Origin of the sequence: Enterocloster bolteae, assembly GCF_002234575.2 — a bacterium.
In the GTDB taxonomy this organism is placed as follows: domain Bacteria; phylum Bacillota; class Clostridia; order Lachnospirales; family Lachnospiraceae; genus Enterocloster; species Enterocloster bolteae.
The window spans coordinates 1,149,154-1,174,272 of sequence record NZ_CP022464.2; the positions used below are offsets into that span (position 1 = coordinate 1,149,154).

Annotated in this window: 18 protein-coding genes; 16 read left to right on the plus strand and 2 right to left on the minus strand. The window is 52.8% G+C overall.

Annotation, left to right across the window (positions count from 1 at the left end):
* The first annotated feature begins 8 nt into the window (after positions 1 to 8).
* A complete protein-coding gene (locus tag CGC65_RS05380; protein ID WP_002567950.1) occupies positions 9 to 1,340 on the plus strand; it encodes an NCS2 family permease in 1,332 nt (443 codons plus the stop codon).
* 45 nt (positions 1,341 to 1,385) lie between these two features.
* Positions 1,386 to 3,164, plus strand: a complete 1,779-nt coding sequence (ade, locus tag CGC65_RS05385) for an adenine deaminase (protein ID WP_002567949.1) — start codon at positions 1,386 to 1,388, stop codon at positions 3,162 to 3,164.
* Positions 3,165 to 3,322: 158 nt separating this feature from the next.
* Here the strand turns inward: ade and CGC65_RS05390 are convergent, their stop codons facing one another.
* Positions 3,323 to 7,654, minus strand: coding sequence for a 2-hydroxyacyl-CoA dehydratase (locus CGC65_RS05390; protein ID WP_002567948.1), 4,332 nt, complete (start codon positions 7,652 to 7,654; stop codon positions 3,323 to 3,325).
* A 423-nt stretch (positions 7,655 to 8,077) separates the two neighbouring features.
* On the opposite strand from CGC65_RS05390, the gene CGC65_RS05395 reads away from it, so the two are divergent.
* The 10 genes from CGC65_RS05395 to CGC65_RS05440 all read left to right on the plus strand — a co-directional run bounded on the left by CGC65_RS05395 (position 8,078) and on the right by CGC65_RS05440 (position 18,389).
* Complete coding sequence (locus CGC65_RS05395; RefSeq protein WP_002567947.1) at positions 8,078 to 9,019, plus strand: magnesium transporter CorA family protein; 942 nt, start codon at positions 8,078 to 8,080, stop codon at positions 9,017 to 9,019.
* Between the two features lie 35 nt (positions 9,020 to 9,054).
* Positions 9,055 to 9,885 (plus strand): rhomboid family intramembrane serine protease, encoded by an 831-nt coding sequence (locus CGC65_RS05400; protein WP_002567946.1) that lies wholly within the window; start codon positions 9,055 to 9,057, stop codon positions 9,883 to 9,885.
* Between the two features lie 77 nt (positions 9,886 to 9,962).
* The gene (gene pyk, locus CGC65_RS05405; protein WP_002567945.1) at positions 9,963 to 11,399 is read left to right on the plus strand and encodes a pyruvate kinase; all 1,437 of its coding nucleotides are present in this window, start codon (positions 9,963 to 9,965) and stop codon (positions 11,397 to 11,399) included.
* A gap of 109 nt (positions 11,400 to 11,508) precedes the next feature.
* A complete protein-coding gene (locus CGC65_RS05410) occupies positions 11,509 to 12,777 on the plus strand; it encodes a diaminopimelate decarboxylase (RefSeq protein ID WP_002567944.1) in 1,269 nt (422 codons plus the stop codon).
* A gap of 105 nt (positions 12,778 to 12,882) precedes the next feature.
* Complete coding sequence (gene proC / locus CGC65_RS05415; protein WP_002567943.1) at positions 12,883 to 13,680, plus strand: pyrroline-5-carboxylate reductase; 798 nt, start codon at positions 12,883 to 12,885, stop codon at positions 13,678 to 13,680.
* A 40-nt stretch (positions 13,681 to 13,720) separates the two neighbouring features.
* Positions 13,721 to 14,317 carry an NUDIX hydrolase gene (locus CGC65_RS05420; RefSeq protein ID WP_002567942.1) on the plus strand — a complete coding sequence of 199 codons (597 nt, stop codon included), beginning with the start codon at positions 13,721 to 13,723 and terminating at the stop codon, positions 14,315 to 14,317.
* Between the two features lie 92 nt (positions 14,318 to 14,409).
* Positions 14,410 to 14,952: a hypothetical protein gene (locus tag CGC65_RS05425; protein WP_002567941.1), complete on the plus strand. Its 543-nt coding sequence runs from the start codon at positions 14,410 to 14,412 to the stop codon at positions 14,950 to 14,952.
* A 39-nt stretch (positions 14,953 to 14,991) separates the two neighbouring features.
* The gene (locus CGC65_RS05430; RefSeq protein WP_038282327.1) at positions 14,992 to 15,855 is read left to right on the plus strand and encodes an EamA family transporter; all 864 of its coding nucleotides are present in this window, start codon (positions 14,992 to 14,994) and stop codon (positions 15,853 to 15,855) included.
* A gap of 22 nt (positions 15,856 to 15,877) precedes the next feature.
* Positions 15,878 to 17,275 (plus strand): lipase family alpha/beta hydrolase, encoded by a 1,398-nt coding sequence (locus tag CGC65_RS05435; RefSeq protein ID WP_002567939.1) that lies wholly within the window; start codon positions 15,878 to 15,880, stop codon positions 17,273 to 17,275.
* Positions 17,276 to 17,504: 229 nt separating this feature from the next.
* Entirely contained in the window at positions 17,505 to 18,389 is an 885-nt protein-coding gene (locus CGC65_RS05440; protein WP_002567938.1) for a site-specific tyrosine recombinase, read from the plus strand.
* Between the two features lie 69 nt (positions 18,390 to 18,458).
* Here CGC65_RS05440 and CGC65_RS05445 read toward each other — a convergent pair whose 3' ends face one another.
* Complete coding sequence (locus tag CGC65_RS05445; protein ID WP_002567937.1) at positions 18,459 to 19,565, minus strand: exonuclease; 1,107 nt, start codon at positions 19,563 to 19,565, stop codon at positions 18,459 to 18,461.
* Between the two features lie 218 nt (positions 19,566 to 19,783).
* Here CGC65_RS05445 and ruvA point away from each other — a divergent pair, with 218 nt between their 5' ends.
* The 4 genes from ruvA (at position 19,784) to CGC65_RS05465 (ending at position 25,114) form a co-directional block, all read left to right on the plus strand.
* Entirely contained in the window at positions 19,784 to 20,413 is a 630-nt protein-coding gene (gene ruvA / locus CGC65_RS05450) for a Holliday junction branch migration protein RuvA (protein ID WP_002567936.1), read from the plus strand.
* 41 nt (positions 20,414 to 20,454) lie between these two features.
* Positions 20,455 to 21,462: a Holliday junction branch migration DNA helicase RuvB gene (ruvB, locus tag CGC65_RS05455; protein WP_002567935.1), complete on the plus strand. Its 1,008-nt coding sequence runs from the start codon at positions 20,455 to 20,457 to the stop codon at positions 21,460 to 21,462.
* A 336-nt stretch (positions 21,463 to 21,798) separates the two neighbouring features.
* On the plus strand, positions 21,799 to 22,671 hold the full coding sequence (locus CGC65_RS05460) for a cell division protein ZapA (RefSeq protein WP_002567934.1): 873 nt from the start codon (positions 21,799 to 21,801) through the stop codon (positions 22,669 to 22,671).
* Between the two features lie 82 nt (positions 22,672 to 22,753).
* Positions 22,754 to 25,114 (plus strand): U32 family peptidase, encoded by a 2,361-nt coding sequence (locus CGC65_RS05465; RefSeq protein ID WP_002567933.1) that lies wholly within the window; start codon positions 22,754 to 22,756, stop codon positions 25,112 to 25,114.
* Positions 25,115 to 25,119: the final 5 nt, after the last annotated feature.

Sequence of the window (25,119 nt, forward strand, 5' to 3'; positions counted from 1 at the left end):
AGATTGCTATGGAAAAATTAGAAGAATTTTTTAAGTTAAAAGAAAGGGGAACCAGTGTCAAGATAGAGGTCCTGGCAGGTATTACCACGTTCATGACCATGGCCTATGTGCTGGTGGTGCAGCCCGGCGCCATCATTGGTTTCGGGGATGCGGTATCCTTTACAGATATAAACGGGCTGGTTATCACCAAGGAGGCAATTGCGGTTACATGTGCTGTCATCAGCGCGCTTATTACCCTGCTTATGGGCTTTTACGCCAACCTGCCCTTTGCGCTGGCAACGGGTATGGGAACGAATTTCATGTTCGGCGCCCTGCTCCAGTCCAATACCCTGTCCTTTGGCGCCATCATGGCCATAACCCTGATTTCCGGCCTGATTTTTGTGGTTCTGACCATATTCGGGGTAAGGGATTTGATTGTCAAGGCCATACCCAAAAACATAAAGGTGGCCATTGGGTCGGCAATCGGTTTCTACATTGCCTACCTGGGCTTTAAGAATTCGGGCATCGGAACCTTTACAAATGGAATCGGAATGGGGAATTTCAAGGAACCGGCTGTATTTATCGCCCTGCTGGGTCTGGTTATCATTGCCGTTCTGACGGCATACAGGGTAAACGGGGCCATCCTCATCGGAATTGTTGCTGTCACTGTGATGGGAATTCCTTTGGGTGTGACCACCCTGCCGGATACCTTTGCCAAGATACCGGATGTTTCATCCTGGGGAAATATTGTATTCTGCTTTGATTTCAAAGGACTGTTGTCCTTCCAGGCCATCATATACGTATTCATTGCCTTTTGCGGGGACTTTTTCTCCACGCTGGGAACTGTGCTGGGAGTGGCCGGCAAGGCAGGCATGCTGGATGAGGACGGAAACATGCCGGGAATCCAGAAACCCTTCCTGGTAGATGCCATCGGCACCTGTGTGGGAGCCTGTACCGGCAATACCACCATCACCACCTTTGTGGAATCCACATCAGGCGTGGAGGCGGGCGGCAGAACCGGCCTGACCAGTATTGTGGTAGCCGTTCTCTTTGCTGTCATGGTGTTCTTTTCGCCCCTGATTCTGATGATACCGGACGCAGCCACTGGCCCTGCCCTTATCTTTGTGGGATTTTTGATGGTATCAGGCATCAGGAACATTGATTTCAGCGATTTCACGGAAGCCTTCGGCCCCTTTGTCATGATTATGTTTGTTATTTTCTGCGGAAGCATTGCGGCGGGAATCGCGGCAGGCATTCTGGCATATATCATCATCAAGACTGCCACGGGTAAGTTTAAGGAGCTGCATCCGGTCATGTACGTGCTGGCTGTTCCGCTGGTCATGTATTTTGTGTTTAAATAGTAGAATTGCAGACAAAATGATAGTTGAAAGAAGGGAAAGATAGAGATGAAGATACAGCCAAGAGATAAAAGAGCACTTCTCAGGGCAGCTCTGGGAGAGATAAAAAGTGATTTGGCCATAAAGAATGTACAGCTGGTCAATGTGATTACCGGGGAAATTTACCCGGCCAGTGTTTATGTATATGACGGCTTCATTAGCCATGTGGAGTATAAGGAGCCGGGCCGGGAGGAACAGTTTGCGAAAGAAGTGGTGGACGGACAGGGAAAATACCTGATTCCGGGTCTGATAGACGCCCATGAGCATATTGAGAGTTCCATGATGACACCCAGGAATTTTGCAAAGGCAGTGATTCCCAAGGGAACCACCACGGTCATCACAGATCCCCATGAGATTGGAAATGTATGGGGCATTGAGGGAGTGCGGTATATGCATGAGGCTTCGGAGGGCCTTCCCATGCGCCAGCTGATTGACATACCCAGCTGCGTGCCGGCTGTGCCCGGACTGGAGCATGCAGGCGCCGAGTTTGGGCCGGCCCAGATAGAGGAGCTGGCTAAGCTGGAGCGGGTGGTGGGGCTGGCGGAAGTCATGGATTATCTGGATGTGATTCATGGCGGCGACCGCATGATGGATATTATCAGAACAGCCGAGGAGCACGGCTTGTACCTCCAGGGCCACGCCCCCTTTGTGGAGGGAAGGATGCTGTCCGCCTATCTGTGCGGCGGTCCTAACACCTGCCACGAATCCAGGACGGCGGAGGAAGCCCTGGAGAAGATGAGAAGCGGCATGCGGGTGGATGCCAGGGACAGCTCCATCACCAAGAATGTGGAGGCCATATGGAGCGGAGTTAAGGATTTCCGTTTCTTTGACAACTTCTGTCTCTGCACCGATGACAGAGAGGCCGATGATATCCTTCACAACGGCCACATCAATGATGTGGTCAGGGCAGCCATAAGATACGGCATGGAGCCGGTGGCAGCCATCAAGAGCGCCACCCTGAATTCCGCCAGGGAGGCGGGATTGCAGAACCTGGGCGCTGTGGCGCCGGGATATGCGGCCGATATGCTTCTGGTAGATGATTTGAGGGAGCTGACGCCCAGCCATGTGTTCTACGCAGGTAAGCTGGTGGCACAGGAGGGCAGGCTGCTGGCAGAAATTGAGGACAAATCCTATCCTCTGGAGTCAGCCAACTCAGTCCACGTAAGGAAGCTGGCCGCGGAGGACTTTACCATCCATCCGCCTGTATCCCAGGGAAAAGTAAAGGTCAATCTGATGAAATACTATGACATGAATCTCTCCACCACGGATATCGTGTGCGAGGAGGTTTGGGTAAAGGACGGCAGAATAGATATAAGCGGGGACCAGGACCTGAAATTTGTGGCAGTGGTCAACCGCTATGAGGGCAATGACAACATAGCCCTGGGTCTGGTCAGGGGCTTTGGCACAAAGACAGGCGCCCTGGCATCCACGGTATCCCATGACAGTCACAATCTTACCATTGTGTACGACAACCCGGAGGAAGCCCTTATGGCGGCAGAGGAGCTGGCGCGCACAGGCGGCGGTATGTGCGCCGTGAAGGAGGGAAAGATTCTTCACACATTGGCTTTGCCGCTGGCAGGCCTTATGTCCCTTAAGCCCGCAGAGGAGCTGGCAGAGGACAGCGCTGTGATGAAGGATGCCAACAGGGCCCTGGGCCTTACCAATATGGAAAATCCTTTGCTCCGCATTGTAACCCTTGCCCTTCCGGTTATACCTGATGCCAAGATGTCAGATATGGGGCTGGTGCAGGTGACCGCAAAACGGATTGTGCCTCTGTTTCCGGAGTAAGACGCAGGATATATATTAAAAAGCAATAAACAAAACCCCTCCGCCAATAAGTATCAATCAGTTGATAACCTTATTGGACGGAGGGGTTTTGTTATAGTTTGATTATATACATTATTCCGTAAATGGCGGGATACAGCTTGTAGTTTCCGTACACCGTTTTATGTATGCGACATGGTTCCCAGGCAGGGGCTGTAGGCAGCCACGGGGCGCCTTCCGTTTCCGCGGTCCTCCCGGGAACTCTCTGTTTTCAGGTTCTTCTGGGCTGTGGCCAGCATGAGCTTGATTCTGTTTAACTGGTTCACTTCGCTGGCGCCAGGGTCGTAGTCCACGGCGATGATATTGGACAGGGGGTAATTCCGGCGCAGTTCCTTGATGACGCCTTTGCCGACGATGTGGTTGGGCAGGCATCCGAAGGGCTGGGTACAGATGATGTTGTTTACGCCGCTGTGAATCAGCTCCAGCATTTCGCCGGTCAGGAACCATCCCTCGCCGGTCTGGTTGCCCAGGGATACGAAGCCTTTGGCCATCTGGGCCAGCTCGTTGATGGCTGATGGGGGCGTAAAATGCATACTGGCCGTCAGTTCCTTCCTGGCTGTCCTGCGGAAATACTCCAACAAGGCAATGCCTGCGTTGCACAGTCTGGCGGTGGATTTTTTGGAGCCCAGGTGCTCGGCCTTAAAGTTGCTGTTGTAGAAGGAATACAGCAGGAAATCCATCAAATCCGGCATCACTGCCTCGGCACCCTCGGATTCCAGCAGCTCCACAATGTGGTTGTTGGCCAGAGGTGAGAATTTCACCAGGATTTCCCCTACAATGCCCACCTTTGGCTTCTTTACATCCAGCCTTGGGAGAGCGTCAAAATCCCGGATAATCCCCTTTATATTGCGTCCGAATTCTATCATGGCCGCGTTTTTCTTGGACAGGGAGGCAATGCAGCGGGCCTTCCATTTCATGTGAAGGGCATTGGCACTGCCTGGTTCTGCCTCATAGGGCCGGGTGGCATAGAGAACCCGCATGAAGATATCCCCGTACACAATGGCCTGCATGGCTTTTGTCAGCAGAGGCACGGTGAAGGTGAAGCCGGGATTTGTCTCCATGCCGTTGGCGTTGACGGAGATGACCGGTATCTGGGGCATTCCCGCCTTTTCCAGAGCCCTGCGGATGAAGCCGATGTAGTTGGATGCGCGGCAGCCGCCGCCGGTCTGGCTCATGAGGACAGCCGTGTGGTCCAGGTCATATTTGCCTGACAGCAGGGCGTCCATGATTTGTCCGATGACAATGAGGGACGGGTAGCAGGCGTCGTTATTTACATATTGGAGTCCCACGTCCACTGCGTTTCTGTTGTGGTTCTGCAATACCTCGATTTTATATCCAAAGGAGCGGATGGCCGGCTCCAGAAGGTCAAAATGAATGGGCGACATCTGGGGGCAGAGAAGGGTGTAATCCTTCTTCATCTCCTTGGTGAACACCACCCGGTGATAGGCGCTGGACACCACCCTGCGCTCAAAATGTCTCTGGTCCCTTACCTTTAAGGCTGCGATGAGGGAGCGGATACGTATTCTGGCAGCTCCCAGGTTATTGACCTCGTCAATCTTTAACACCGTATAAATCTTGCCGGAATGGGTCAGGATATCGGCAACCTGGTCCGTGGTCACTGCATCCAGCCCGCAGCCAAAGGAATTGAGCTGAATCAGATCCAGATTATCCTGGGTCTTTACAAAGCTGGCAGCAGCGTAAAGGCGGGAGTGGTACATCCACTGGTCCGTCACCACCAGAGGCCGTTCCACCCTGCCCAGATGGGATATGGAATCCTCGGTGAGGACGGCAAATCCATAAGAGGTAATCAGCTCCGGTATACCGTGATGAATCTCAGGGTCCACATGATAGGGCCTGCCGGCCAGGACTATGCCCCTCTTTCCGTGTTCCTTCAGCCAGGCCAGAGTCTCCTCGCCTTTTTTCATCAAATCATCGCGGGAGGCAGTCAGCTCCTGCCAGGCGGCATGGGCAGCCATCCTGACTTCGGCAGCCGGAATCTGGAATGTCCTGGAAAATTCCTTTACAAGGGTATCGGTGAGAATCTCCTCGTTGGTAAACGCCATAAAGGGATTCATAAAACGCACGTTTTCCTCGGCCAGCGCCTCCACGTTATTTTTAATGTTTTCCGCATAGGAGGTGACCATGGGGCAGTTGTAGTGGTTGCCTGCGTCCGGGCTTTCATTGCGCTCATAGGGGATGCAGGGGTAGAAGATGAACTTTACGCCCTGCTTGATGAGCCAGGTCACATGTCCGTGTACCAGCTTGGCAGGATAACACTCGGATTCGCTGGGGATGGATTCGATTCCCAGCTCATAGAGCTGCCTGGTGGACTGGGGAGACAGCACCACATGGTAGCGCAGCTTCTTAAAGAACACAGCCCAGAAGGGGAAGTTTTCATACATGTTGAGCACCCTGGGAATGCCTACCGTACCGCGGTCCGCCTGGTCCATGGGCAGGGATTCGTAGTCAAACATCCGGTGGTACTTGTAATCAAACAGATTGGGAATCTCTTTCTTGGCCTTTTCAAGGCCAAGACCCCTCTCACAGCGGTTGCCTGAGATAAAGCGGCGTCCGCTTCCAAACTGGTTGATGGTCAGCACACAGTGGTTGTTGCAGCCCTTGCAGCGGGTCATGGAGGTGCTGTACTTAAGGCCGATGATCCTTTCAAGGGAGAGCATGGAGGTCTCCGGTTCACTGGCCATGTGATAGCGTTCCCTGGCAATGAGGGCAGCGCCAAAGGCGCCCATGATGCCTGCGATGTCCGGGCGTACTGCCGGGCATCCTGATATTTTTTCAAAGCTTCTGAGCACGGCATCGTTGTAGAAAGTGCCTCCCTGGACCACCACGTGTTCTCCGAGGTCGGAAGCATTTGTTATCTTAATTACCTTAAATAATGCGTTCTTAATAACGGAATAAGCCAGACCCGCGGAAATGTCGGCCACGGTGGCTCCTTCCTTCTGGGCCTGCTTTACATTGGAATTCATGAATACCGTGCAGCGGGTGCCCAGGTCCGTGGGATTTTTGGCAAACAGGGCTTCCCTGGCAAAATCCTCCACATTGTAGTTCAGGCTCCTGGCAAAGGTCTCGATAAAAGAACCGCAGCCGGAGGAGCATGCCTCGTTGAGCTGTACGCTGTCCACTGTGCCGTCCTTAATCTTGATGCACTTCATATCCTGTCCGCCGATGTCCAGAATACAGTCCACATCCGGCTCAAAGAAAGCAGCCGCATAGTAGTGGGATATGGTCTCCACCTCTCCCTCATCCAGCATCAGGGCTGCCTTTAACAAGGCTTCGCCGTAACCGGTGGAACAGGAGTAGGCAATACGGGCGGTTTCAGGCAGCTGTTCCTTTATCTCCCGGATAGCCCGGATGGCAGTGGCCAGAGGGCTTCCGTTGTTATTGTCATAGAAACGGTACAGCAGTGTGCCGTCCTCGCCTACCAGGGCAGCCTTGGTGGTGGTGGAACCGGCGTCAATGCCCAGGTAGCAGCACCCCTCATAGGAGGACAGGTCCCCGCTCTTTACATGGTTGCTGGCATGGCGGGCACAGAACCGGTCATAGTCTTCCTGGTCCTTAAAGAGGGGCTCCATGCGCTTGACCTCAAAATCCATCTTAATGCCTGAGGACAGTCTCTGAATCAGGGTCTCCAGGGGAATAGCCTCCTGGTTATCCTGGGGATTCATGGCTGCCCCCACAGCAGCGAACAGGTGGGAGTGATCCGGCGCAATAACCTGCTCCGGCGTCAGGCGCAGGGTGCGGATGAAGCTTTCCCGAAGCTGAGGCAGGAAGTGGAGGGGACCGCCTAAGAACGCCACATTTCCCCGGATAGGCTTGCCGCAGGCCAGACCGCTGATGGTCTGATTGACCACGGCCTGGAAAATAGAGGCAGCCAGGTCTTCCCTGGTGGCGCCCTCATTAATCAGGGGCTGTATGTCGGATTTTGCAAACACACCGCAGCGGGCCGCAATGGGGTATATGGCCTTATAATGTTCTGCATAATCATTGAGGCCGGAAGCGTCCGTCTGGAGCAGGGCCGCCATCTGGTCAATAAAAGAACCGGTGCCTCCCGCACAGATTCCGTTCATTCTCTGGTCGATGCCTCCGGTGAAATAAATAATTTTTGCGTCCTCACCGCCCAGCTCGATGGCCACATCGGTCTGAGGCGCGAAGTCCTGAAGCGCAGAGGCCACGGCCACTACCTCCTGGACAAAGGGAACCTCCAGATGGGAGGAGAGGGTGAGCCCTCCGGAACCGGTTATAACAGGGATTACCTGAATGGGTCCGGTTATCTCACGGGCCTTTTTTAAAAGTCCCGCCAGAGTTTCCTGTATATTGGCATAATGGCGTTCATAATCGGAGAATACTATATGGGAAGCCTGATTTAACAGTGCAACTTTGACGGTTGTGGAACCAATGTCGATTCCAAGCGTAAGGGTATTTGTATGTAATTTCATATATGCGGGGTTTTACCCTGACCTCCTTTGTAACTTGACGGCTGTTCCGCCGCTCCATGGGGGAAAACCATGTCCGGCAGTACTGGGGGACCGTAAAGCTGTTTTACATGTATCATAATACAGTTTTATGGGGAATACTGTGACTTATGCAACAAATTCCGGCGATAAGACGCTGGACATTCATAGTAGAGTTTAACATAAAATAAGTATAAATACAATTGGGGACAGGCGTTAAAAAATCGTGAAGAAATGGCGAAAATTGTGCATGTTTCTAAGGTTCCCTTTTTACTGTTCAGGTAAAATTTATGTATTCTCCCTGAAAAATATTCGGTATAATATAAAATGGAAGGCTATTTCATTTGACAAAAGCGGGGGCAGTCACTATAATGAGAACGTATAATTTCAGAATGGGGGAGAGTTCGCATGATACGGATTTTTAAGACCGAAGACGGTGCTATGCACGAAAAGGAAGAGATGCAGCCTGGCTGCTGGATTGCGTTAACAAACCCTACAGCCTCAGAAATCATTGACATCGCAGATACCTATCAGATTGATCCGGACCATTTGCGGGCGCCTCTGGATGAGGAAGAGCGGTCCCGTATAGAGGTGGAGGATGAATACACCCTGATTCTGGTGGACATTCCTTCCATAGAGGAGCGCAACGGCAAGGACTGGTTTGTCACCATCCCTCTGGCTATCATCACCACCAAGGATGTGCTGATTACGGTCTGCCTGGAGGAGACGCCTGTGCTCACTTCCTTTATGGACGGAAGGGTGAGGGATTTCCACACCTTCATGAAAACCAGGTTTATCCTGCAGATTCTCTATAAAAATGCCACCCAGTTCCTGCAATACCTCCGAATCATTGATAAAAAGAGTGAAGTCATTGAGCGCAAGCTCCACCAGTCCCAGAAGAACGAGGAGCTGATTGAGCTTTTGGAGCTGGAGAAGTCGCTGGTATACTTTACCACCTCCCTTCGTTCCAACGAGGTGGTGCTGGAAAAGCTGCTGCGCATTGAGAAGATAAAGAAGTACCCGGAGGACACGGACCTGCTGGAGGATGTAATCGTGGAGAACAAGCAGGCCATTGAGATGGCCAACATATACAGCGGCATCTTGAGCGGCACCATGGATGCGTTTGCATCGGTTATCTCCAACAACCTGAATATTGTCATGAAGTTTCTGGCTACCGTTACCATTGTTCTGTCCATACCAACCATGATTGCCAGCTTCTACGGCATGAACGTAAACTCTCATGGCATGCCTTTTGCGGACAGTCCCTACGGATTTGCCATAGTACTGGGCCTGACCCTTCTGCTGTCACTGTTTGTTGCGTATATATTTAATAAGAAAGACCTGTTTTAAATAAAGCCACACAGGCAAATGAAAAGGATGATAGGATGAGATTTTTTAATAAGCTTGAGCGCCGGTTTGGCAGATATGCCATTCACAACCTGATGTATTACATTATCATTATGTATGTCATGGGTTTTGTCATGATGTACATGGACCCCATGTTCTTTACCCGGTACCTGAGTCTGGACGCGGAGGCTATTCTTCACGGACAGGTCTGGAGGCTGGTGACATTTTTGCTGTACCCGCCCACACTGAGCCCCTTCTGGATTATTTTTGCGGCGCTCATGTACTATTCACTGGGCCGGTCCCTGGAGGCGGTGTGGGGAGCGTTCCGCTTTAACGTGTTCTTTTTTATGGGAGCCATCGGCATCATACTTGCCGAGTTTATTGTATACTTTATCTGGGGATGGGATATGCACCTTAACACCTCTTACCTGAGTATGTCCATATTCCTGGCTTACGCAGTGATGTTCCCGGAGGAATACTTTTATATTTACTTTATACTTGCCATCAAGGCCAAATGGCTGGCGCTGTTTGATGCCTTTTTCCTGGTGTTCGGGTTCGTATACGGCAGCTTACCCCAGCGAATCGCCATTTTCCTGTCCCTTGCCAACTTCATCATTTTCTTCCTGATGACAAAGGACTTTAAGAAATACAGCCCAAAGGAAGTAAAGCGCAAGCAGGATTTCAAGGTAAAGACCATGCGGCCCGTAAACCGCACCCACCACAAGTGCGCGGTCTGCGGCAGGACCGACGAGGAAAGTCCCGGCATGGAGTTCCGCTATTGTTCAAAATGTGAAGGCAGCTATGAGTACTGCATGGATCATTTATATACACACCAGCACGTGAAAAAATCGGATTCCCCCAAATCATGATTCCGTCTTTCACGTCTGAATCTGCCGTTACACTATTAACTTTCAATTAACTCTCACAATTTTATGGAGGAAGAAACATGAAAAAAACCAAGATTATCTGTACCATGGGCCCCAATACCAGCGACAAAAACATTATGATGGAGCTTGCCAGGAATGGTATGGATGTGGCCCGTTTTAACTTTTCACACGGGGACTACAACGAGCATCAGGGACGCCTGGAGCTGTTAAAGGAAGTGCGCAAGGAGCTGGATATTCCGGTCGCAGCGCTCTTGGATACCAAGGGACCGGAGATCCGTACAGGGCAGCTTAAGGACGGCAAAAAGGTGACTTTGAAGGAAGGCCAGACCTATACCCTGACCACCAGGGAGCTGGTAGGTGACGATACCATCGGCTATATCAATTACAGCGGACTGAATGAGGATGTTGCCGCGGGCAACCGGATTCTCATTGACGACGGACTGATTGAGCTGGAAGTGCGCCAGGTGAAGGATACAGACATTGTCTGTGAGGTCATCAACGGAGGAGAGCTGGGAGAGAAGAAGGGCGTCAATGTGCCCAATGTAAAGATTAAGCTTCCGGCCCTGACAGATAAGGACAAAGAGGATATCCGTTTTGGAATCAGGCAGGGCTTTGACTTCATCGCGGCATCCTTTGTACGTACAGCTGACTGTATTAAGGAAATCAAGGCCATGCTGGATGAGCAGGGTTCCAGTATGAAGGTTATTGCAAAGATTGAGAACGCGGAGGGCATCGAGAATCTGGACGCCATCATCGAGGCAGCGGACGGCATCATGGTAGCCAGAGGCGACATGGGCGTGGAGATACCGGCAGAGAAGGTTCCCCACATCCAGAAGAAAATTATCCGCAAGTGCAACGAGGCTTGTAAAATTGTTATCACAGCCACCCAGATGCTGGATTCCATGATCCGCAACCCAAGGCCAACCAGGGCCGAGGTGACGGACGTTGCCAATGCAGTGTATGACGGCACGGACGCGGTGATGCTTTCCGGTGAGACAGCCATGGGCAAGTATCCTGTGGACGCCCTTAAGATGATGGTTTCCATTGCACTGGAGACAGAGATGCATCTGGACTATGCAGGGTACCGCCAGAGGAAGGTGACGGAGCAGAACATGAAGAATGTTTCCAATGCAGTGTGTTTTGCCTCTGTATCAACCGCTCATGACCTGGATGCGGATGTCATCATCGCTCCCAGTATTACAGGCTTTACCACCCAGATGCTCTCTAAATGGAGACCTGGCGCCAGAATCATCGGCATGTCCCCCAGCATGGCTACGGTCCGCCAGATGCAGCTTCAGTGGGGCGTGGTACCGGTATGGTCCCGCCGCGCAGAGTCCACGGACGAACTGATTGAGAACTCGGTGGAGGAGCTTAAGAACAGAGGTCTTGTGGAGGAAGGCGAGCTGGCCGTCATCACAGCCGGAGTCGTAACCTACGCAAGACGCCATGAGGCAGCCACCCAGACCAATATTATGAGAGTTATTAATATCGAGTAGAGCATAACTAAAAAACACTGGACAAGGAAGTCTGCCCGGGAGTACAATTGAACATATTGTACTTCCTGACAGGCTTTTTGCGCAAAAAGGGAAAGGAGACACATAGATAATGGATAAGAAGCCATTTGCAACACTGGAACAATTAAGGGAGATTGAGAGGACATACCCTACGCCCTTTTATCTTTACGATGAAAAGGGAATCAGGGAGAATGCCGCCAGGCTTAAGCAGGCATTTTCCTGGAACAGGGGATATAAGGAATATTTTGCGGTCAAGGCCACGCCCAATCCTTTCCTGTTAAATATACTGAAAGACATGGGATGCGGCACGGACTGCTCATCCATGACAGAGCTTATGATGTCCAGGGCATGCGGTTTTTCCGGTTCTGACATCATGTTTTCCTCCAACGATACGCCTCCTGAGGAATTTGCCTATGCGGAAAAGCTGGGAGCCATCATCAACCTGGACGATATCACTCATATCCAGTGTCTGGAGGAAACCCTGGGACATATTCCGGAGACCATCAGCTGCCGTTTTAACCCGGGCGGTCTGTTTAAAATCAGCAATGACATCATGGACAATCCCGGCGATTCCAAATACGGCATGACCGCAGAGCAGATTGGCCAGGCATTTAAGATTCTGAAGGAAAAGGGCGCAAAGCATTTCGGCATACATGCGTTCCTGGCCAGCAATACGGTGACCAATGAATACTATCCCATGCTGGCAAAGATTCTGTTTGAGCTGGCTGTTAAACTGAAAGAGGAGACAGGCGTCCATATCGCGTTCATCAATCTGTCCGGCGGCATCGGAATCCCCTACCGTCCGGACCAGGAGCCCAATGACATCCTGGCAATTGGTGACGGCGTAAGAAGGGTCTATGAAGAGATTCTGGTTCCCGCCGGTATGGATGATGTGGCTCTGTGCACGGAGCTGGGACGTTTCATGATGGGACCTTACGGCGCCCTGGTGACAAAGGCCATCCATGAGAAGCACACTTATAAGGAGTATGTGGGCGTGGACGCCTGCGCCGTGAACCTGATGCGGCCGGCCATGTACGGTGCTTACCATCACATCACGGTCATGGGCCGGGAGGATGAGCCATGTACCCGCATGTACGATGTGGTAGGTTCCCTGTGCGAGAACAACGATAAGTTTGCCATTGACCGCATGCTTCCGGAAATTAAAAAGGGAGATCTTCTGTTTATCCACGATGCGGGAGCCCACGGATTCGCCATGGGATATAATTATAACGGAAAGCTGAAGTCAGCAGAGCTTCTGTTAAAGGAGGACGGCACTGTGGAGATGATACGCAGGGCAGAAACTCCTGAGGATTACTTTGCTACCTTTGATTTTTGTGATATACTGAGGAATATTGACTGATGAATGAAGAGGCATCAGGTATGCCCGGGAGCCCTGGCGCACTGCAGAAGGCAGTCTGCCGGGGCTTTGCTGCGGTTTGAATGTATATGACAAGGAGGTATGAGGATGGTAAAGATTGGTTTTATAGGAATGGGAAACATGGGAAATGCCATTTTAAACGGGCTTCTCAAGACGCACAGACCGGAGGATATGATATTTTCAGCGGCCCATCAGGATAAGATGGAGGCAGTGACAGCCAGGACAAAGGTGCCCCATGCCGGTTCCAACAGGGAATGCGCAAAGGCGGTGAAGTATCTGATACTGGCGGTAAAGCCCCAGTATTTTGACGCGGTGTTTTCGGAGATAAGGGATGTGGTAACGCCGGAGCAGGTGGTGATATCCCTGGCTCCCGGCGTCACGATTTCCAATATCACAGAGCGCCTGGGCGGGAATGTGCGGGTGGTAAGAGCCATGCCCAACACGCCTGCCATGCTGGGAGAAGGCATGACCGGCATTTCCTGCAGGGAAGGCTCCTGCACAGAGGAGGAAAAGGAAACCGTACGGGACATATTTTCCTCCTGCGGACGGGTGGAGATGGTGGAAGAACGGCTTATGGACGCAGTTGGCTGTGTCAGCGGCAGTTCGCCTGCTTTTGTGTACATGTTTATTGAGGCCCTGGCTGACGGAGGGGTCAAATACGGCCTTCCCAGAAAGACTGCCTATGCCATGGCAGCCCAGACTGTCCTGGGCAGCGCAAAAATGATTCTGGAGACAGGAAAGCATCCGGGGCAGTTAAAGGACGAGGTGTGTTCCCCGGGCGGCACCACCATTGCGGGCGTATCAGCCCTGGAGGAGCACGGACTGAGAAATGCGCTCATCAAGGCGGCGGACGCCTGCTATGAGAAGACCCAGAGCATGAAGTAGGACAATAATATCAAACCAAAACAGAGAGGAAGGAACAGACATGGAAGATAAGGAAAAGAATACGCAGATACCGGTGATACGGCTGGACCGCCAGCTTAAATATGAGGGAAACATTCTTAAGATATACGAGGACAAGGTCCTGGCTAACGGCCATGAGGCCAGGTGGGATTTCATCCATCACGATGGTGCGGCGGCTGTCCTGCCTGTTGCCGACGATGGAAAAATCCTTATGGTGCGCCAGTACCGCAATGCCCTGGACCGCTACACCCTGGAGATTCCGGCAGGCAAGCTGGATGCGCCGGGGGAGCCCAAGGTGGAGTGCGCGTTCCGGGAGCTGGAGGAGGAGACAGGATACAGGGTGGAATCACCGGAGAACCTGGAGTACCTTATGAGCCTTACCACAACCGTTGCCTTCTGCGATGAGGCCATTGACATATTCGTGGCTCACAACCTGATTCCCTCCCATCAGAATCTGGACGAGGATGAGGTGATCAATGTGGTTCCATGCAGCCTGGGAGAGCTGGAGGACATGATATACACAGGAAAGATTACGGACGGCAAGACCATTGCCGCCATTATGGCCTATGCCAGAAAATACTGTTCTGAGGATAAGAAGGACACCATGGTCAAGGGCTAAGTCATAAACCATGTATTTCTGTCATACAGTAGTGGGGGAGAAGCTGCAGATGATATGTTTCTTACCTGTAAACTGGGACAGGAGGATAATGCATGGGAATGAGGTGGTTAAGGCTGCGTCTGGGGACGCTCACCTATGAGGACTGGCTGCTGTTCTGTTTTACGGCAGGGATTTTTTGCGGTACGGCAGCCGCGCTGGCATTTGGCGGTCCCACGGTGCAGGGGTGTATCCTGGGAGCAGCGGGCTCCTTCGGAAGCGGAAACAGGGGAGTAAAGGAATATATAACTGTATTCAGGCAGAGGGCCCTGGAGACCTGCGGCGGGTGGCTGGCCGGAGTTACTGTGTGCAGCCAGATGCTGTTTGGGTTCCTGACCTTTTACGCAGGGATGAGCCTGGCAGTGGTTCTGTCTGTGCTGACCATCCGCAAGGGACTGTTGGGAATCGCTGCATTTTTATGTACGGTCCTGCCCCATGGTCTGGTCTATCTCCTGGTGTGGTACGTGCTGTCAGGCTGGTCAGGCCAGATTCAGAAAAAGCTCCATATCCTGCCCGGACTTCTGCTGTTAATTATCACCGGCGCAGGGGCGTTTCTGGAGGTTTTCGTTTCACCCTTCCTGTGGGGGCTTTTTCCATAGGGGAGCACAGGATACAAAGGATAAATGGGGGAAGCAAATATGGAATGGCTGTTGTATGCGTTCGGTTCAGCTGTGTTCGCCGGCCTGACTGCCGTCTTATCGAAAATCGGCGTCAGGGATACGGACTCGGATTTGGCCACCGCGGTCCGTACCGCAGTGGTTCTTGTGTTTTCGTGGATTATGGTGTTCCTTACCGGTTCAGCTGGTTCCATAGGAACCATAAGCGCCAAAACCTGTCTGTTTCTGGTACTGTCCGGCGTGGCCACAGGGGCTTCCTGGCTGTTTTATTTCAGGGCCCTTCAGCTGGGGGATGTGAACAAGGTGGCCTCCATTGATAAATCCAGCACCATACTGACCATGTTTCTGGCCGCCCTGATACTGGGGGAAGGACTTGGGGGTATGAAAATCCTGTGCATGGTCCTGATTGGGACAGGCACCCTGATGATGATTCAGAAGCGGAACCAAGGAGTGGAAAAGACAGGAAGCAGAAGATGGCTTGGGGCTGCCCTTTTATCGGCTGCATTTGCCAGCCTTACAGCTATTTTGGGAAAAATTGGAATACAGGGAGTGGAATCCAACCTGGGAACAGCCATCCGTACCTGCGTGGTGCTGGCAATGGCCTGGCTCCTGGTATTCCTTCAGGGAAAGCAGAAGCATCTGGATAGAATCGCGCCAAAGAGCTGGTGTTTCCTCGTTATTTCGGGATTTGCCACAGGGGCCTCCTGGCTGTGTTATTACAGGGCCCTGCAGGAGGGGCCTGCCAGTGTCGTTGTACCCATTGACAAGCTCAGCATTCTGGTGACCATACTGTTTTCCCGAATATTCCTGGGGGAGAGGCTGGACCGCAAATCCTTTGCAGGTCTGGTTCTTCTGACCGCAGGTACGCTTCTGCTGTTATTATAGGAATCCAAAAGGAGAGATGTACGTGAAGAAGAAAAAAACGGGACGAATCTGCTTAAAGCGGCTGTTCCTGGCTTTGTACATACCATATGCAGTGAATATACCCCTGGCAGCCTGTGTATGGGCAGGAGGGATTTGGCCGCCGGAGGGAGCCGTTAGCCCGGCTGTGCGGACAGGGCTTCTGGCTGTGGGGCTGGCCTGTACCTGGCTGGTCTGGATGGCTTACAATATCATGCCCAGAAAAAAAGATTTCTTTGCCTCATGGCGGGTGACCATCATGGAAGGCGGCCGGAGTCTGTGCTACAGCGCCCTGTATGGGTTCGCTGCCCAGGCAGCCGTCCTTTTATGGCTGTATCCCAAGGCGTACCGGGCCGTACATGACCAGAGGGTTCTGTGGATAAACGGCATCTACAGCGCAATCATGCTGTTTATCCTGTTGTGGAACGGAATCCTGCGCATATTTTTCACCTCTGTCCGGCTGCGGCTCAAATACCGCATCCTGATGCTCTTAGCCATGTGGATTCCGGGTCTTAACCTGGGGGTTCTGCTCTATGCCATGAGAATTGTACACGGGGAATATGATTTTGCCTGCTACAAGGAATCCGTGCGCCAGGTACGCGCCCAGTCGCAGATATGCAGCACCAGGTATCCGCTGCTTCTGGTTCACGGGGTGGGGTTCAGGGACCTGCGGTATTTTAACTATTGGGGCAGGATTCCAAGGGAGCTGGCCCGGTATGGGGCGGATATCTACTACGGCAACCAGGAGGCATTTGCAACGGTTGCGTACAATGCAGGCGATATTTACAGAAAAATACAGGAGATATGCAGGGAGACGGGATGTGAAAAGGTGAATATCATTGCCCACTCCAAGGGCGGCCTGGATTCCCGCTATGCCATATCCAGGCTGGGAGCGGCACCTATGGTAGCGTCCCTGACCACCATCAATACGCCTCACCGGGGCTGCCGGTTCGTGGACTACGCGTGCAGGCTGCCCGAAGGCCTGTACCGCGCCATTGCAGGTGTATTTGATTTGTGGTTCAGCAGGTTCGGTGACTCGCACCCGGACTTCTACACGGCCACCCACCAGTTCAGCACAAGAGCCAGCATCTGTTTCAACGAAGAGGTGGCGGATGCGCCGGGGGTTTATTACCAGAGTTACGCATCGGTTATGAGGGATTTCCTCAGCGATCCCCTTTTATGGTTTCCTTACCTTATCATCCGGGCTGTGGATGGGAAAAATGACGGGCTGGTGACACCGGAGTCCGCCATGTGGGGCGAGTTTAAAGGTACCATTGCCAACCGTAAGCACAGAGGTATATCCCACGGTGATATGATTGATTTAAAGCGTGAGGATTACAAGGGATTTGATGTGACGGAGTTTTATGTGGAGCTGGTAAAAACACTGAAAGAAAAGGGATTCTGATGTTTTTCAGGGGTTATGTGAGAAAAATATTTTACCATTGCTTTACAACATATTGACATGCAAAAATACCCCCTTCCAACATGTTGTATGTTTTATGTTAATCACCTGAAAATGGGGCCCAAAGTGGGAAAAATGTGTTTGATTTTATGGAAAAATGCAGATATAATGATAGTCAGCATACGATTTTGGGCTACTTTTTGTGAGAAACGGGTTAGGGGAAAATAGCGATATGACGTCCGATATAAAAAGCTTTGTGAGCTACCTGAGGGATGTGAAAAAGACCTCCAGGAACACGGAAATTTCCTACCAGAGAGATTTGATGCAGCTTAAGTCTTTTCTGGAGGATAAAGGAATAACAGAAGTTGAAAAGGTGACTAAGACCAGTCTGAATTCATATATCCTTTTTTTGGAAAAAGAGGGGAAGGCCACGACCACCATATCCAGGGAGCTGGCATCCATGAAGGCTTTTTTCAATTTCATGTTCAAAGAAGGACGAATCCGCAAGGACCCGGCGGAGCTCCTGAAAGCGCCCAAGATTGAGAAAAAGGCCCCTGTGATACTGAGCGTGAATGAGGTCAACGCTCTGCTGGACCAGCCGGGCATGACAACATCCAAGGAAATACGGGACAAGGCAATGCTGGAGCTGTTGTACGCCACGGGAATACGTGTGTCAGAGCTAATCGGGCTGGAGCTTTCGGATCTTAACATGCAGGTGGGCTATATCACCTGCAGGGATGGACAGAAGGAGCGCATGGTTCCTTTTGGGAAGCCGGCCAAGCAGGCTTTGAGCGTGTATCTGGAAAAGGGACGCTCACAGCTGCTTAAGGGTAAGGAATCCCAGTGGCTGTTCACCAATTGCAGCGGCAAGGCCATGAGCCGCCAGGGCTTCTGGAAGATTATCAAGTACTACGGGGAAAAGGCCGGTATCCAGGCCGATATAACGCCTCATACCCTGCGCCATTCCTTTGCGGCCCATCTGATTCGGGGCGGCGCCGATATCCATGCGGTCCAGGCCATGCTGGGTCATTCCGATTCCACCACCACCCATATGTACGCTGCCTATTCCGGCAATACGGTGGGAGAAACCTACCGGGCGGCTTTGCCCAGAAAATAGGAAAATGCGGTAATGATGTTTAAATGAGTCCTGTCTTTTTGACAGGGCTTTTTTGTGTGGTGCAGGATATTAAAGTTCCTTTGCCTGGCTCACATAGGAGAGAATCTGCCTGGCATAGGCGTCAGCCATGCTGTCCGGGGTCAGCATTTCCGGTTCATATTCCGCGTAGGTGAGGGATGCTTTATATTCCTGCATGAGAGCCGGGGACCAGAGAGCGCCGAACTGGGGGAGGAAGAGCCCCTGCTTTTTTGTGTAGCAGGTCCGGGCCGTGGCTTTTGTGCGCGCATCCCTGTCCACGTATTCGCCTACGCTTTTATGAATGGCCGTGTCTTCCAGGGGCAGGTAGTAATAGTCCTTATAGTTGGAATAAAAGTACTTGAGCTCTCCCTGGTAGAGGGCAATATTGCATACAAGAGTATCCCGGTTCAGCTCCAGGCTCACCGGGGCGCTGTCGTATGCCAGGGGCACCGGGATGGCGCAGCGGCTTTTCCAGGTAAGGCTGAGAAAGGGGCAGGCATTTCCTGCCATGTCGTCATAGGTGAAAAGCTGCTGGGATTCCAGTGAAAAAGGGGCTTCCATCATATCCGCATAGCTCAGGATGGGCAGTATGGAGGGCATGCCCTTTAAGTCGTCCTCATTGTGGAGAATCAGCAGGTCGTACAGGAAGGATTCATGGGTCATCAGGTATTCACGGTAAACCTCTATGAGCTGCCCTCCATTGTATTTGTCTTCCCGGGCAAGGCCCAGGAACTGTTCTATGGATTTCTGCTTCATGTTCTCAAGGCCCAGCAGCTTGCGGTAGGGCTTTATTTTTTTGTAGATATCCACGCTTTTTATGCGGTCAAAATTATAGGGCAGATCCAGCCGGCGGCAGCATTTTAGGAGATAGGGGATATCAAAGCCGTCTCCGTTAAAATGTACCAGTATCTTAAAGCGTTCCATGAAGGTGAAGAAGGCTGTCAGAAGCTCCCTTTCGGATTCGCGCGAGTCGGCAAACCACTGTATGAGCTTCCAGCCAAAGCCGTCGTGATATGTGCAGCCGATCAGATACAGCTGGGATGTGTCGCCGGAAAAGCCAGTGGTTTCTATATCGAAAAAAAGCAGGTCCTTAAGGGGGCCGATGCGGTCCAGAGGATATGTGTCAGGTAAATCAACAGGATGTTTAATGGTTATCATGTGTAGTCACTCCTTTTTAGAGGGAACCGGATATGAGCTGCGGTCAGTTCCGGATATCCCCTATGGGTTAGTGTATACTAAAAAATCCAGGAACGCAAGTGTCTGATGCCCGGAGTTTGGTCCAAAACAGAATATTTGTTCGGCAGACTTGCATTGAATTCATGGGTATGATATGATGAAGGGCAGGACATTAGAGAGAGAAAGAACAGGAAGAATACATGATTTCTTACGTAAAAGGGCCTCTCATGGCCATTGAGGAAGACGTTATCGTGGTGGAGGCAGGCCATGTGGGCCTGGCCATCCACGTACCTGTCTCCCTGCTCCCGGAGCTTCCGGGAATGGGGAAAGAGGTGACGGTTTATACATATTTTCAGGTAAGGGAGGATGCCATGACGCTCTATGGCTTCCTGCACAGCCAGGACAGGGACATGTTCAGGCAGCTGCTGGGAGTAAACGGCATCGGACCAAAGGGAGCATTGGGAATTCTCTCCGTGCTCCGTCCCGACGACCTGCGCCTTGCCATTGTCAGCGAGGATGTGAAGGCTCTGGCAAAAGCGCCGGGCATTGGCAACAAGACGGCGCAGCGCCTGATTCTGGATTTGAAGGACAAGATATCCATGGACGATGTGCTGGGGAACATGGCCGGCGGGGCCGGCATGGGTGCCGCGGATACAGGCGCATCCGTGGCAGGCCTGGTGGAAGCGGCCAAGGAGGCGGTCCAGGCACTGGTAGCTCTTGGCTACACCAACACAGAGGCATCCAGGGCAGTGAAGCAGGTGGAGGTTACGGACGGAATGACTTCGGAGGATGTGCTGAAGGCGTCCCTGAAGCATTTGTCCTTCCTGTAGGGATTCTGGCAAACGTCAAATTGGGATATGCAGAGGTGTAAATGGAACGCAGGATTATAACAACAGAAGTGACGGCGGAAGACGAGCGCATAGAGACCACGCTCCGACCCCAATGTCTCAGGGATTATGTGGGGCAGGAGAAGATTAAATCCACCCTGAACATCTATATAGAAGCAGCCAAGACCAGGGGGGAGCCCCTGGACCATGTGCTGTTTTACGGCCCGCCGGGTCTGGGCAAAACCACGCTGGCCGGCATCATTGCCAATGAGATGGGAACCAATATGAAGGTCACCAGCGGCCCGGCCATTGAAAAGCCCGGGGAGATGGCGGCCATTTTGAATAACCTCCAGGAGGGGGATGTGCTTTTTGTGGACGAGATACACCGTCTGAACCGTCAGGTGGAGGAGGTGCTGTACCCGGCCATGGAGGATTTTGCCATTGACATCATGCTGGGAAAGGATTCCACTGCCAGGTCCATACGTCTGGACCTGCCCCATTTCACATTGGTGGGAGCCACCACCAGGGCAGGACTTCTCACCGCGCCCCTAAGGGACCGGTTTGGTGTGATCCAGCGGCTGGAATTCTATACGCCGGAGGAACTGAAAATCATTATCCTCCACTCCGCCAGGGTCCTGGGCGTTGAAATCGAAGCAGGGGGAGCCATGGAGCTGGCCAGACGTTCCAGGGGAACCCCAAGGCTGGCCAACCGGCTGTTAAAGCGGGTCAGGGATTTTGCCCAGGTCAAATATGACGGCGTTATTACCCGGGAGGTAACTGATTTTGCCCTGGACATCATGGATGTAGACAAGCTGGGACTGGACCAGAACGACAGGAATATCCTGCTGATGATTATAGAAAAGTTCTCCGGCGGCCCCGTGGGATTAGATACTCTGGCAGCGGCCCTGGGAGAAGACTCAGGAACCCTGGAGGAGGTATACGAACCATACCTCCTTATGAACGGTCTAATCAACCGCACCCCAAGGGGCCGCATGGCCACCGAGACAGCCTGCCGCCACCTGGGGCTAGAAATGCAGAAACCGCCTTGTTAAGAAGGCTGGGGGTGTGGTATAATGTCCACGTAGGCAATGAGCAGTGCGAAAAAAGGCATGGGCAGATTGCCGTTGTGCCGGCACATAAGGAAATCTGCCCATGTCTTTTTTCATAGGGCGAAGCCCGTGAGTGAGATGGAGCGCAGCGGAATCGAACGCGCACAGCGGACCAGGCAGACGCATCAGCGGACCAGGCAGACGCCCTCTGGAATCAGCCGCGCACTAAGAAACCGGCAGACGCACCGCGTACCAGCCGGCGCATCAGCAGGCCCGCGGAAACCAGCCACACAAATCATCAGGCCACAAACCAGCAAAGCAGGAAAGCAGGGGAGCAGAATGGATACAAAAAATTACACCCAAGTTTTAATAGACGGAAAAGTATACACACTGGGCGGCAGCGAGGATGAGAGCTATCTCCAGAAAGCTGCCAGCTACGTAAACGAGAAAAACAGCGCCATGAGGAAGGTACCGGGATTCACTAAACAGAGCGCGGATTACCAGATGGTCATGACGGAGTTAAATATAGCAGACGATTATTTCAAAGCCGTGGAATGGGGCGAGGGAATGGAGCGTCAGAAGAACGATATGGAGAAGGAGACCTACAGCTTAAAGCATGAGCTGGTCAGCACACAGATGAAGCTGGAGGCAGTGCTTAAGGACTTGGAGGAGCGCCAGAGGGAACTGGATCGTCTGAACCGCCGGACCGCCCAGCTGGAAGGCGAATTAAAGGAGGCCAGGGAAAACCTTCAGAATCTCAGAAATAACCCATCCGCTGATACGGAAAATAATGCCGTAGTGCAGGCAGTGGAGGAGATAAAAGAAACCGTGGAAGTGGAGGCGGGCATCACACTGAATGCCTCCCGGACGGAATATGTTTCCGGTTCCGGTGCCCGGGAATCATCCCAGCCGGAGGCCGTGCCGCAGACACCGGAAGCAGACGTATCCGCGCAGCAGCCGGACACGCCGGCAGTCCAGACTGCACAGAAGCAGCCGGCTCCGTCACTGCGGGTGTTAAACCCGGCGTCAGAAGCAGGCAGGGGAATGACGGCAGCTTCCGCTCAGGCAGCGGCAACCGCGGCACCGCCTGCTGCGCCTGTTGCGGAACCCATTGCGGCGGCGCCCGCAGGGGGAATGACGGATGAGGAGCTTGCCAGAAAAGCACTGCAGGCAGCCAGAAAAGCCGGTTCCCACAAAGGTGGAAGAAGATAAGAAGATTACGAGGGGGATGTCTCATGGGGATACGTGAGGCATCTTTTATTTCAGGGAAACAGTTCAGGAAAGGTTGGACAAAATGGAGAAGAGACAGGTAGAGATACTGGCACCGGCAGGGTCATTTGACAGTATGAAGGCAGCAGTGGCAGCAGGAGCTGACGCGGTCTATATGGGGGGCAGCCGGTTCGGAGCCAGGGCCTACGCGGATAACCCGGATGAAAAGGGGCTTTTGGAGGCCATCGACTATGTGCATCTGCACGGACGCCGTCTGTATATGACAGTCAATACCCTGTTCAAGGAAGATGAGCTGGAGGAGCTGGAAAACTACATGCGTCCCTACTGCGACAGGGGATTGGACGGTGTCATCGTCCAGGATCTGGGAGCCCTGGCTTTCATGCGCCGGCATTTTCCGGGGCTGGAGCTTCATTCCAGCACCCAGATGACAGTGACCAGCGTATACGGGGCCAGGATGATGAAGGAAATGGGATGCAGCCGGGTAGTCACCGCCAGGGAAATGTCGCTGGAGGAAATACGGCGGATCCATGATGAGACAGACATAGAGATAGAGAGCTTTGTACACGGAGCCCTTTGCTACTGCTATTCAGGACAATGCCTTATGAGCAGTCTTATCGGCGGCAGAAGCGGAAACAGGGGACGCTGCGCCCAGCCCTGCCGTCTTCCCTATACAGTGTATGAGCCTGGAGATTTAAGCCGGCAGAAAGACAAACATTGCGCGCCTGAGCAGGCCGGCCAGTCAGGTGCCAGGTCCCGAATCATAGAACAGACCGGAAAAAAGAACCGGAACCAAAAGCCGGCCGCCTCCGGCCGGACAGGCCCATCCCCTCTCAATAAAAGCAGCGAGAGATACGTGCTGAGCCTGAAGGATTTATGCACCCTGGACATCCTGCCGGATATCATAGAGGCAGGCGTGTACTCCCTAAAGATAGAGGGCAGGATGAAAAGCCCCAGATATACGGCGGGTGTGGTGAGCATTTACCGCAAGTACGTGGACCGGTATTTGGAGCAGGGGAGGGACGGATATTTCGTGGAGCCCGAGGACAGGAAAATGCTCCTGGATCTCTTTGACAGAGGCGGGTTCACAGACGGCTACTATGCCCGGCACAATGGACGGGGCATGGTTGCGCTGAAGGAAAAACCGGAGTTCAGGGAGGGAAACCAGAAACTCTTTGAATATCTGGATAAGACCTATGTGGTGGCCGAACTGAAGGAGAAGGTGCGGGGGCATGTGGAGCTGGCAGAGGGAGAACCCAGCCGCCTGACGCTGGAGAGCCGCGGGGAAAAGGTTCAGGTTCTGGGCCAGGCGCCCCAGGCGGCCGAACATCAGCCCATGACCCGGGAGAAGGTATTAAAACAGCTGAATAAGACGGGCGGGAGCCCCTTTAGCTTCGAGACACTTACAGCCCAAATAGAAGGAGATTTATTCCTTCCGGTCCAGGCCCTCAATGAGCTGCGCCGCACCGGCTTTCAGGAGCTGGAGAAAAAGCTCACCGGCGCCAGGGTGCTGACAGGTGAAGGGGGCATAGGAGCGCAATTCCGGCCTGTTCCCACCAAAACCGCGGCCCCGCAATCCCAGTCTGTCCTCACCGCCTTCCTGGAAGAAACAGCCCAGCTTTCTCCTGTGCTGGCCCGCGGTGAGATATCGGTGGTCTATCTGGATGCGGACGGTTTTAATCCGGACCAGTGGAGGGATATTGCAGACCGCTGCCACGACAGGGGAAAACAGTGCTGGCTGGCCCTTCCGCAGATATTCCGTTCCCATGCCCAGAGGTACCTGGGAGCGAACCGCCACCTGCTGTGCCAGGCAGGCTTTGACGGCGTGTTGATCAGAGCGCTGGAGGAGGCCGTATGGCTGAAGGATCTTATGGAACAGGAAAATCAAAAGACGTCCCTTCCCTTTGGCATGGACGCCTCGGTATATGGCTGGAACAGCCGGTCCGCAGAGGTGCTGGCCTCTATGGGGACATCCCTGCTCACCATGCCCTGGGAGCTGAACAGCCGTGAGATAGAGCCTGTTCTTGGGGCCTGCCGCGGCCTGGGGATGGCCAGCGAGCTTATTATCTATGGAAACGCGCCCATGATGGTATCGGCCCAGTGCATTACCAATACGGTGAAAGGATGTACCCATAAACGGGGAACACTTATGATGAAGGACAGGACAGGCGCCTTACTTCCGGTAAAGAATCACTGTTCCTTCTGCTATAATACCATTTACAATCCGGCGCCCCTGTCCCTGCTGGGCAGCGAAAAGCTGGTGGGCCGGCTCATGCCGGATCGCCTCCGCCTTCAGTTTACGGTAGAGGGAACAGAGCAGACAGAAAAGGTACTGGATGCATTCATCGGTTCCTTTGTATATGGCAGGGATGTGGAAGCCCCCTTCAGAGACTTTACCAGGGGACACTTTAAGCGCGGAGTGGAGTGAGGCTT